11 protein-coding genes are annotated in these 10801 nt (G+C 59.8%); all 11 read right to left on the bottom strand.

Annotated elements, in window-relative coordinates:
* Positions 1 to 46: 46 nt before the first annotated feature.
* The 11 genes from purH to AC1DH9_RS11955 all read right to left on the bottom strand — a co-directional run bounded on the left by purH (position 47) and on the right by AC1DH9_RS11955 (position 10800).
* Positions 47 to 1654: a bifunctional phosphoribosylaminoimidazolecarboxamide formyltransferase/IMP cyclohydrolase gene (purH, locus tag AC1DH9_RS11905; protein ID WP_477808217.1), complete on the bottom strand. Its 1608-nt coding sequence runs from the start codon at positions 1652 to 1654 to the stop codon at positions 47 to 49.
* A gap of 82 nt (positions 1655 to 1736) precedes the next feature.
* Positions 1737 to 2057, bottom strand: a complete 321-nt coding sequence (gene fis, locus AC1DH9_RS11910; protein WP_007921650.1) for a DNA-binding transcriptional regulator Fis — start codon at positions 2055 to 2057, stop codon at positions 1737 to 1739.
* Positions 2054 to 3064, bottom strand: a complete 1011-nt coding sequence (dusB, locus tag AC1DH9_RS11915) for a tRNA dihydrouridine synthase DusB (protein ID WP_427529475.1) — start codon at positions 3062 to 3064, stop codon at positions 2054 to 2056. The genes fis and dusB overlap by 4 nt, the downstream gene beginning before the upstream one ends.
* A gap of 197 nt (positions 3065 to 3261) precedes the next feature.
* Complete coding sequence (locus tag AC1DH9_RS11920; RefSeq protein WP_427538120.1) at positions 3262 to 4524, bottom strand: DUF3426 domain-containing protein; 1263 nt, start codon at positions 4522 to 4524, stop codon at positions 3262 to 3264.
* A 30-nt stretch (positions 4525 to 4554) separates the two neighbouring features.
* A complete protein-coding gene (prmA, locus tag AC1DH9_RS11925) occupies positions 4555 to 5433 on the bottom strand; it encodes a 50S ribosomal protein L11 methyltransferase (RefSeq protein WP_477808218.1) in 879 nt (292 codons plus the stop codon).
* Between the two features lie 304 nt (positions 5434 to 5737).
* Positions 5738 to 7099, bottom strand: a complete 1362-nt coding sequence (gene accC / locus AC1DH9_RS11930) for an acetyl-CoA carboxylase biotin carboxylase subunit (RefSeq protein WP_019693757.1) — start codon at positions 7097 to 7099, stop codon at positions 5738 to 5740.
* Between the two features lie 17 nt (positions 7100 to 7116).
* Positions 7117 to 7581, bottom strand: coding sequence for an acetyl-CoA carboxylase biotin carboxyl carrier protein (gene accB / locus AC1DH9_RS11935; protein WP_054595440.1), 465 nt, complete (start codon positions 7579 to 7581; stop codon positions 7117 to 7119).
* Between the two features lie 48 nt (positions 7582 to 7629).
* Complete coding sequence (aroQ, locus tag AC1DH9_RS11940) at positions 7630 to 8082, bottom strand: type II 3-dehydroquinate dehydratase (protein WP_019693755.1); 453 nt, start codon at positions 8080 to 8082, stop codon at positions 7630 to 7632.
* Positions 8083 to 8213: 131 nt separating this feature from the next.
* On the bottom strand, positions 8214 to 9977 hold the full coding sequence (locus AC1DH9_RS11945) for a protein-disulfide reductase DsbD (protein WP_427538114.1): 1764 nt from the start codon (positions 9975 to 9977) through the stop codon (positions 8214 to 8216).
* Between the two features lie 93 nt (positions 9978 to 10070).
* Positions 10071 to 10535: a hypothetical protein gene (locus AC1DH9_RS11950; RefSeq protein ID WP_427538111.1), complete on the bottom strand. Its 465-nt coding sequence runs from the start codon at positions 10533 to 10535 to the stop codon at positions 10071 to 10073.
* Entirely contained in the window at positions 10513 to 10800 is a 288-nt protein-coding gene (locus AC1DH9_RS11955) for a polymorphic toxin type 44 domain-containing protein (RefSeq protein WP_477808219.1), read from the bottom strand. Before AC1DH9_RS11955 ends, AC1DH9_RS11950 begins: the two co-directional genes overlap by 23 nt.
* Between the last annotated feature and the right edge of the window lies 1 nt (position 10801).

Here is a 10801-nt window from a genome sequence, read left to right on the forward strand (position 1 = left end):
GCGCGCAGGCTCGCTCCCACAGGAGTTCGCCCACAGAGGGCAATAATCAGTGACGGAAGTGGCGCATGCCGGTGAACACCATCGCGATACCCGCTTCGTCGGCGGCAGCAATCACTTCGTTGTCACRCATCGAGCCACCMGGTTGAATCACGGCGGTGATGCCAACCTTGGCTGCGTTGTCGATGCCGTCGCGGAACGGGAAGAACGCGTCCGAGGCCATGACCGCGCCCTGCACTTGCAGGCCAGCGTGTTCAGCTTTGATGGCGGCGATGCGCGCAGAGTTCACGCGGCTCATCTGGCCGGCGCCGACACCGATGGTCTGACGGTTCTTGGCGTAGACGATGGCGTTGGATTTGACGTACTTGGCGACTTTCCAGGCGAAGATCAGGTCGTTGATCTCTTGCTCGGTCGGTGCGCGCTTGGTCACAACCTTCAGGTCTTGGCTGCTGATCATGCCGATGTCGCGGCTCTGTACCAGCAAGCCGCCATTGACGCGCTTGTAGTCCCAGGCCGAGGCACGATCCGCCGACCATTGGCCGCAGGCCAACAGGCGAACGTTGGCCTTGGCGGCAACGATGGCGCGGGCTTCATCGCTGACCGATGGGGCGATGATCACTTCGACGAACTGACGCTCGACGATGGCTTTGGCGGTTTCAGCGTCCAGTTCGCGGTTGAACGCGATGATGCCGCCGAAGGCCGATTCGGTGTCGGTGGCGTAAGCCAGTTCGTACGCCTGACGGATACCGCCTTCGGCATCCGGGCTCACGGCAACGCCGCACGGGTTGGCGTGCTTGACGATGACGCAAGCCGGTTTGACGAAGCTCTTCACGCATTCCAGCGCAGCGTCGGTGTCGGCCACGTTGTTGTACGACAGCTCTTTGCCTTGCAGTTGGGTCGCGGTCGCGATGCCGACTTCGGCTGGCTTGGCTTCAACGTAGAACGCCGCGCTCTGGTGCGGGTTCTCGCCGTAGCGCATTTCCTGAGCCTTGATGAACTGGCTGTTGAAGGTGCGCGGGAACTCGCTGCGACCGGAGGTCGAGAGGGTTTCAGCCGACTGGTTCACGGTGCCCATGTAGTTGGCGATCATGCCGTCGTAGGCGGCAGTGTGTTCGAAGGCCTTGAGCATCAGGTCGAAACGCTGGGCGTAGGTCAGGCCACCGGCCTTGAGGTTTTCCAGCACGCTGGCGTAATCGCTGGCGTTCACCACGATGGCCACGTCTTTGTGGTTCTTGGCAGCGGAGCGCACCATGGTCGGGCCGCCGATATCGATGTTCTCGATGGCGGTCGGCAGGTCGCAACCTGGTTTGTTGATGGTGGCTTCGAACGGGTAGAGGTTGACGGCGACCAGGTCGATCGGCTTGATGCCGTGCTCGTTCATGATCGCGTCGTCAATACCGCGACGACCGAGGATCCCGCCGTGGATTTTCGGGTGCAGGGTTTTCACCCGACCGTCCATCATTTCTGCGAAACCGGTGTAATCCGCGACTTCCACAGCGGCTACGCCATTGTCCTGCAGCAGCTTGAACGTCCCGCCGGTGGAGAGGATCTCGACGCCGAGAGCTTCGAGTTCCTTGGCGAATTCGAGGATCCCGGTCTTGTCGGAAACGCTGATCAAGGCGCGGCGGATCGGCAGGCGGGTGGTCTGGTCGGTCATCTCAATTTCCATCAAAAGCAAAGGAAGTCAGCAAAAAAGGCGACCGGTTTTACGCGGGCGCCTTTCTGGTTTGATTGAATGCTTACAACAAATCGTACTGCTTGAGTTTTTTACGCAAGGTGCCGCGGTTCAGTCCCAGCAGCTCACTGGCCTTGGTCTGATTGCCCTTGACGTAGTTCATCACGCTTTCGAGCAGGGGAGCCTCGACTTCGGAGAGCACCAGGTTGTACACATCCGTGACGGCAGCGCCTTCAAGGTGGGCGAAATAATTGTGCAGCGCCTTCTCGACACTCCCGCGAAGGGTCTGGCCTTCTTCGCTTGGCGTATTGAGGTGCTGTTTCAAATTTACATTGTCGCTCACGGGTGCTGTTCCACTCACTAAAGTCTCGGTCATCATCGTCATGCGGCCACCCCTTCTCCGTCCCCTGTCAGGCTCTTGTAGCGTTCGGAGAAGAACTCCCGAACGTTGGCGCATTGTGTTTCCGTACCATCCAAACGATTGAAGTGGGCGCGAAACTCCCTGGCGCCCGGCAGGGTTGCGAGATACCAGCCGACATGCTTGCGGGCGATGCGTACGCCCATGACATCTCCATAGAAAGCATGGAGCGCGGCCAGATGCTCAAGCAGAATACGTTCCACCTCGATCAACTCTGGTGCCGGGAGTTTTTCGCCGGTACGCAGAAAATGCTCGATCTCACGAAAAATCCATGGCCGCCCCTGGGCAGCCCGGCCTATCAACAGGCCATCGGCACCGGTCGCGTCAAGCACGTGCCGGGCCTTCTCGGGCGAGTCGATATCGCCATTGGCGAAGACCGGAATCGACACCGCCTGCTTGATCGCGGCAATGGTGTCGTACTCGGCTTCACCGGTATACAGATCGGCACGGGTCCGGCCATGCACCGCCAGTGCCGTAATACCTGCCTGTTCGGCGATCTTCGCCACCGTCAGGCCATTCTTGTTCGCCCGGTCCCAGCCCGTGCGGATCTTCAACGTGACCGGCACATCAACCGCCGCCACGACGGCGTGCAGGATCTCGGTCACCAACTCTTCATCTTTCAGTAACGCGGAGCCGGCAGCCTTGTTGCAGACCTTCTTGGCCGGACATCCCATGTTGATATCAATAATCTGGGCGCCCAACTCGACGTTGGCGCGTGCTGCCTCCGCCAGCATCTGTGCGTCGCCACCGGCAATCTGTACCGAGCGTGGCTCGGGATCGCCTTCGTGGACCATGCGCAGACGCGATTTGCGGGTGTTCCACAAACTCATGTCGCTGGTGACCATTTCCGAGACTACAAGCCCTGCGCCCAGTCGTTTGCACAGCTGACGAAAGGGCTGGTCGGTGACTCCCGCCATCGGGGCGAGAATCAAGCCGTTGTGCAATGTATATGGGCCGATGCGTACCGCCGACATAGGACTTCCCTGTTGTGGGGTCGGATCATGAGAGTTCGAAAAAGGGTTGGCATGATACCCGCTCTCGATGACTGGATAAAGGCTGAATTGGATAAAATCTGAACAGTTATTCCGTTATTGCCATCAGTTTGGTTCGAGGCGCCGGGAGTCGGAAAATTGCCGTCAATGGCGCGAGACTCGGCGCCGAGTGAGGTGATTCACTCGGGCGAGTGGAAGCTCAGGCTGTAATTCACGGCTTTGGGGCCGGGATCAAGGATGTCCAGGGCAATATGGATCGGTGTTTGCGGTGGCATTTCTGCGAGGTCCGCAAGGTCACCATTGAGGTATTCGCCCGGTTTGAAGCGGCGGCTGGCGATCAGGTGGCCATTGAGGTCGGCAAAACGCAGCTCCAGCAACGGGAACGGCTGCGAGAACGACGCGCGGTTGTAGATGATCGCATCGACCACCAGGGCGCCGCTGAAGTCCGGGTGGCTACGCACCACCAGGTTGCTGCTTTTGATTTTCGCGATGTCGACCTTGGACGGCACGCTGCAGCCAATCTGCGGGCACAGTTGCTGGAACCAGGGGCGGTATTGGTCCTGACGGGCCAGTTCGTCGAAATGATAGGCAATGTACTGGCCGGCAAGGGCTGTTGCGCCCAGCAGGACCATCAGGCCCCAGAAGAACCGGCGACCCCAGGGTGAGCGGCGTTTTTGCCAGTCGAGTTGCAGTGGGTCGTCGACCAGGTCCTGCAGCACCTCGTCATGTATGGCCGACTCGTTGCGTGTGCGCTTCTTGCGTACGGGCTCGACTTCGTGGGCTTCGTCGTCGATATCGTCATCGGTCGCGGACAGGCGTTCGTGTTTCGTTGCAGGTTCCGGCGTCTCGAAGGGCTGGTCGAGGCGCAGCTGCGGCGTCTCTGGCTCATCGTCCAGGTCGACCAGTTCGAGCGACAGCGAGGGTTCGGTGCGCGAGGGTTTTTCCGGCTCGTCGGCGATGTCCGCCGATCGATGGTTCTCGGTTGGTGTGTGCGTGTGTTCGCTGGCCAGCGCGCGTTCGGCGGCGGAATCGCTGAACAGGCTGTCGGACCAAGGCTCTTCACCTTCGGGCGTATCCCGGCGGGCGCTCAGCGAGTCTTCCTTGTGCTTGCGCTCATGATGGCCGAACTCTTTGGTGGGCTGGATTTCCCGTTGTTCGAGCTTGGCGAGTTCTTCGTCGAGGTCGAGGCTGTCCAGATCCAGTTCGGCGGCTGTCCACTGCTTCTGGCTGATGGCCCGTTGTGTGGGCGGCTCAACCGGAGGCGGGGTCGTGAGGGCGCTAGCTTCCTTGCCCATGCGCTGCTCGAGCAACTGCCGCGCAGCATTGAACACTTGCAGGCAAGAGCCGCAGCGAACCACCCCACGGGCCACGCTCAATTGGGCATGGCTGACGCGGAAACTGGTCTGGCAATGCGGGCACTGGGTGACGAAGCTATCGGTCATGCGGCCATCCGGAGTATGCAGGCGCTCATTTTAGCGCCGACGGCCGGTAATGCGCACCCAGCCATCGCGATTGGCAATCGGGTCCAGATCAAAGTCTTTGGCATAAGCCTCTGCGACTTCTGCACCTTGCTCGGCAAGGATGCCCGACAGGGCCAGGCGACCGCCGGGCTTGACCAGGCTGGAGAGTTGCGGGGCCAGGGAAACCAGTGGCCCGGCGAGAATGTTGGCCACCAGCACGTCAGCCTGCACCTGTGGCAGGTCCTCAGGCAAGTACAGCGGGAACAGCGCTTCGTCGATGTTGTTGCGTCCGGCATTGTCGCGGGAGGCTTCCAGTGCCTGCACGTCGATGTCGGTACCCACCGCTTCTTTGGCACCCAGCAGCAGGGCGGCAATCGCGAGGATCCCCGAGCCGCAGCCGAAGTCCAGTACGTGGCAGTCCYTCAGGTCCTGGCCATCGAGCCATTCCAGGCACAAGGCGGTGGTCGGGTGGGTGCCGGTGCCGAACGCCAGGCCCGGGTCGAGCAGCAGGTTGACCGCATCAGGCTCGGGGGCGGCGTGCCAGCTCGGGACGATCCATAGGCGCTGGCCGAAGCGCATTGGCTGGAAGTTGTCCATCCAGCTGCGCTCCCAGTCCTGGTCTTCGATGACTTCGCTGTGATGCTCGGGCAATGGGCTGCCGGTCAGCAACTCAAGATGAGCCAGCACGCTGGCGGCTTCGGTGCCACCTTCGAACAGGGCCAGCAGGTGGGTGTGCGACCACAGTGGGGTGGTGTTCAGTTCCGGCTCGAAGATCGGTTGATCTTCGGCGTCCATGAAGGTCACCGAGACGGCGCCGACTTCAAGGAAGGCGTCTTCGTAGGTTTCGGCTTGTTCTGGGCTGATGGCGAGACGGACTTGCAGCCAAGGCATGGCGGGCACCTTTGAAAAATGTAATGTGCAGCCTGGCGGGCTGCGAGAAGCGGGCAAGTTTACGCGAGAGCGATGCTTTTGTGGGAGCTGCTTGATCTGCATCCATCGCACGGTTTCTAAATGACACCTGACCCTGTAGGAGCGGGCCTGCTCGCGATGAGGGCGGCACATTCAGAGTCGGTGTTGACTGATCCGGCGCCATCGCGAGCAGGCTCGCTCCCACAAGGATATGGCAATAGATCAGATGAAACCTGCAGAAACAACAAAGCCGCTCGAAAGCGGCTTTGTTGGTCTGGATCAAGCTTTAGTGCTGTGCAGCCAGCTTGTGTTCCAGGTAGTGGATGTTGACTCCACCTTTGCAGAAGCCTTCATCGCGGGTCAGGTCGCGGTGCAGCGGGATGTTGGTCTTGATCCCGTCAACCACGATTTCGTCCAGCGCATTGCGCATGCGCGCCATGGCTTCTTCACGGGTTGCCCCGTAAGTGATCAGTTTGCCGATCAACGAATCGTAGTTCGGCGGAACCGCGTAACCGCTGTACAGGTGCGAATCAACCCGCACGCCGTTGCCGCCCGGGGCATGGAAATGCTTGACCGTGCCTGGGCTTGGCATGAAGGTTTTCGGGTCTTCGGCGTTGATCCGGCATTCCAGCGCGTGACCGCGGATGACCACGTCATCCTGGGTGAACGACAGTGGGTTGCCGGCGGCGATGCTGAGCATCTCCTTGACGATGTCGATGCCGGTGACCATTTCCGAAACCGGGTGCTCTACCTGGACACGAGTGTTCATCTCGATGAAGTAGAAGCTGCCGTTTTCGTACAGGAACTCGAAAGTGCCCGCGCCACGGTAACCGATGTCGATGCACGCCTTGACGCAGCGAGCGAAGACTTCCTGGCGAGCCTTCTCGTCGATGCCCGGTGCCGGCGCTTCTTCGAGAACCTTCTGGTGGCGACGTTGCAGCGAGCAATCGCGATCACCCAGATGGATAGCGTGGCCCTGGCCATCGGAAAGTACCTGGACTTCCACGTGGCGTGGGTTGGTCAGGAATTTTTCCAGATAGACCATCGGGTTGCCGAACGCCGCGCCAGCTTCGGAGCGGGTCAGTTTTGCCGAGGAGATCAGGTCTTCTTCTTTGTGCACAACGCGCATGCCGCGACCACCGCCGCCGCCAGCGGCTTTGATGATCACCGGGTAACCGACTTCGCGACCAATGCGCAGAGCGGTTTCTTCGTCTTCCGGCAGCGGGCCGTCGGAACCTGGAACGGTTGGAACGCCGGCAGCGATCATGGCGTGCTTGGCCGAAACCTTGTCGCCCATCAGGCGGATGGTTTCAGCTTTCGGGCCGATGAAGGCGAAGCCGGAGTTTTCCACCTGTTCGGCAAAGTCGGCGTTTTCCGCGAGGAAACCGTAGCCTGGGTGAATGGCGGTGGCGCCGGTCACTTCGGCAGCGGCGATGATCGCCGGGATGTGCAGATAGGAGTGCGCGGCCGATGCCGGGCCGATGCAAACCGATTCGTCTGCCAGGCCCAGGTGCATCAGCTCCTTGTCGGCCTTGGAGTAAACGGCGACGGTCTTGATGCCCATCTCTTTGCAGGCACGCAGGATCCGCAGGGCGATTTCACCGCGGTTGGCGATCAGAACTTTTTCCAACTTCGCAGGTTTCAACATCGTTGGCTCTCCGCGGTTCAAACGATGGTGAACAGCGGTTGGTCGTACTCAACCGGCTGGCCGTCTTCGACGAGGATGGATTCGATCACACCGCTGGTTTCAGCTTCGATGTGGTTCATCATCTTCATGGCTTCGACGATGCACAGGGTGTCGCCTTTCTTCACGCTCTGGCCAACTTCAACGAAGGATGGCGAGGACGGCGAAGACTTGCGATAGAACGTGCCCACCATTGGCGAACGGGCAACGTTGCCGTTCAGCGCTGGCGCAGCGGGAGCGGCAGGTGCAGCGGCAGCAGCAGGCGCGGCAGCAGCGACAGGGGCCGGAGCCGGAGCGTGCATTGGCGCAGGAGCGTAGTACTGCTGGGCCGGGGTTTTGCTGTGGCGGCTGATACGTACGGACTCTTCGCCTTCCTTGATCTCGAGCTCGTCGATGCCGGACTCTTCCAGCAGTTCGATCAGTTTCTTAACTTTACGGATATCCATGAATCATCAACTCCCAAGGGTCGGTCAGGGGCGTTTAACGCTTGTTGTTCAAGCCGTTGCCTGTCTTTCAAGCTGCTCTAGTGCGGCCTCCAGGGCCAGTCGATAACCGCTGGCGCCAAGGCCGCAGATCACTCCCACCGCAACGTCGGAGAAGTAAGAGTGATGGCGGAAAGGTTCGCGTTTGTGCACGTTAGACAAATGCACTTCGATGAATGGGATGCTCACCGCCAGCAGCGCGTCACGTAATGCGACACTTGTATGCGTAAAAGCTGCTGGATTGATCAAAATGAAATCCACACCCTCGCCGCGAGCGGCGTGAATGCGGTCGATCAATTCATACTCGGCGTTGCTTTGCAGGTAGAGCAAATGGTGGCCGGCATTGCGCGCACGCTGTTCCAGGTCCTGGTTGATCTCGGCCAGGGTCACAGCCCCGTAGACGCCCGGTTCGCGGGTGCCGAGCAGGTTCAGGTTGGGTCCGTGCAGTACCAGTAGGGTCGCCATCGACTGTTCCTTGTTATCTGTGTGCAGTTATCAGAACCCGGCGACTATGCCGCAAAGCCTTTGTGACTGTCCAGTTCTCTGCAATAGCCAGCACAATGACCGATGATTGCGCGAAATATGTGACCAACTGATTAAATCCGGTCATTCGCTTTGGCGACACGTTCGGCGAAGTCCCTTGCATTGATCTCGCCAATAACCCGCACATCGCCACGTTCATTGCCGTCCTTGCCGAAAAACATCAGCGCCGGTGGTCCGAACAGCTTGTAACGGTCGAGCAGGGCGCGTTGTTCAGCGTTGCTGGCGGTGATGTCGAAGCGGATCAGTCGATACCCTTTAAGGCGTTCGACGACGTTGCGGTCGTTAAGCACCTCGTGTTCGATGACTTTGCAGCTGATGCACCAGTCGGCGTACCAGTCGAGCAGCAACGGGGTATTGGCTGTTTTTGCTTCAGCGAGCGCTCGATCGAGTTCCGCCGGGGTGCTGATGGTTTGCCATTCACTCGGGTTTTGCGCTTGAGCGCTGCCAGGAGCGTTGACGACCTTTGGCTGGCTTATCGGACTGAACGGATCGGTCTGGCCACTGAAGGCGCCGTACCAACAGGCCAGCGCATAAAACACCAGGAGCATCCCGAGCAGTTGCCCCAGGCGTTTTCGCGGCGATTTATAGACAAACTCCAGCGCTCCGAGAAACAAGCCCACCCCGGCTGCCAACAAACCGATCAGCAGCAAGGTGACTTGTCCGGGCAATACCCGGCTAAGCAAGCCGATTGCCAACCCCAGCAACAACACGCCAATCGCGTTTTTCACGTAGATCAGCCATGGGCCGCTTTTCGGCAGCCAGGCCGCGCCACCGGTGGCGACCAGCAACAATGGCGCACCCATCCCCAGGCCCAGAACGAACAGCTTCAACGCGCCGCCCAGTGCATCGCCGCTGGCGCTGATATACAGCAACGCGCCGGCCAAAGGCGCGGACACGCACGGCGAAACCAGCAGGCTCGACACCACTCCGAGCACGGCCGCGCCCCACAGCGATCCCCCTTCGGTGCGGCCGGCAATGCGGTCCAGGCGGCTGCTGATTGCGTAGGGCAATTTCAGTTCGAACACCCCGAACATCGCTAAGGCAAACACCACGAAGAACAAGGCAAACGGCGCCAACACCCACGCCGATTGCAGGCGTGCCTGAAGGTTGAGCTGGGCGCCGAACAGCCCCATCAACGCGCCGAGCGCGGCGAAACAGGCGGCCATCGGCAAGACGTAGGCCAGCGACAGATTGAAGCCGCGCAGCCCGCCGACCTGACCGCGCAACACCACGCCGGAGAGGATCGGCAGCATCGGCAGCACGCATGGGGTAAACGTCAGGCCAAGGCCTGCGAGGAAGAACAGCGCCAGTTCGCGCCAGCTCCAGCCCGTGGCACTGGCCGGGGAGGTAATGGCTGCGCCATCGATTGTCAGGCGCTCGGTTTCCGGCGGATAACACAGGCCCTTATCGGCACAACCCTGGTAGGTGACGGCCAGCGTGAAAGCCCGCTGATCGGCGCTGTTGCGTGGCAGGTCGACGTCGAGAACGCCGTGGTAGACCTCGACATCGCCGAAGTATTCGTCGTGCTTTTTTTCGCCCGAAGGCAGTTGCGCGGGGCCCAGGCCAATGTCGGCGGGCTCGCTGTGAAACTGAAAGCGATGCCGGTAGAGGTAGTAACCCTCGGTAGCGACGAAGCGCAGCTTGATCGATTGCGGTGTGCTTTCCACCAGGCTCAGTTGAAAGGCTTTTCGCACGGGCAGGAAGTCGGCGCTGTTGTTGATCGAGCCCAGGGTCGAACTGGGGCGACTGTCCAAAAGGCCAGCGGCAGAGGCCGGGAGGGCGAGCACTAACAGCAGCAGGGAGAGCAAGCGGCGCATGACAATCTCGCGTATCGAAAGTGGGAGCATGATAACTGAGTGCACGATGCATGCGCCTACGCCGACTCTTCGACAGCTCCCAGGGGGACGCGTTTACTTTGTTGATTGATCGCTGGAGTGGTTGCACAAGTTGATTGTCACGGGGCTGTAGTCGGCGCTGTTGGTATGTCGGAACAGCGTGCTGCTGTGATACTCGTAGACTTCCTGATGGGTCGATACATTGATGACCGAGCCTTGGACATTGATCTTTATGGCTGGATCTCGGGTGACTAAAAACGGACCGGCAGTCTTGAGTTCAGACGCTATTTGTTCGTCGGATGCCAGTTCGCGATAGACATAGTATCGATAGCTGAACGGTACTGTTGCTCCGCCTCGATCATCCTTGACGCCGTAGACGAAGCCATTTTCGCCAACGGGTAGTTTGAGTACTACATCGGTCAGCACCGGGGCGCTGGGAGACATAAGCCAGGTCCAGCCGATGTAGCCCAGGCATACCGTCAGCAGGCAGGAGGTGACGATGGTATATACAGTTTTTTCAGTAGTTCCTGAAGCGGGCATACCTGACTCCTTTTTTGATCCATTCCTGATCTGCAGGGTCATCGCCAAAAGGAGCCTCGCTCCACCAGCTTCCAAATTCTACTTTTGTCGTTTTTGCCTGCGTCTGGGCAAAACCGGCGGCACGTAACAGGACATTTTCGGAAAAGCCCGCAGCAATCCCGGCCGCGCCGTAATTGAAATTACCGAAGGCTTCATAGTCAGGAGACAGTTTTTTGTAATCCCAAGGGCCGCGATTCCTGACCTGGGTATAGAACCAGGAGTAAATG

Source organism: Pseudomonas sp. 05T35, from assembly GCF_056396605.1.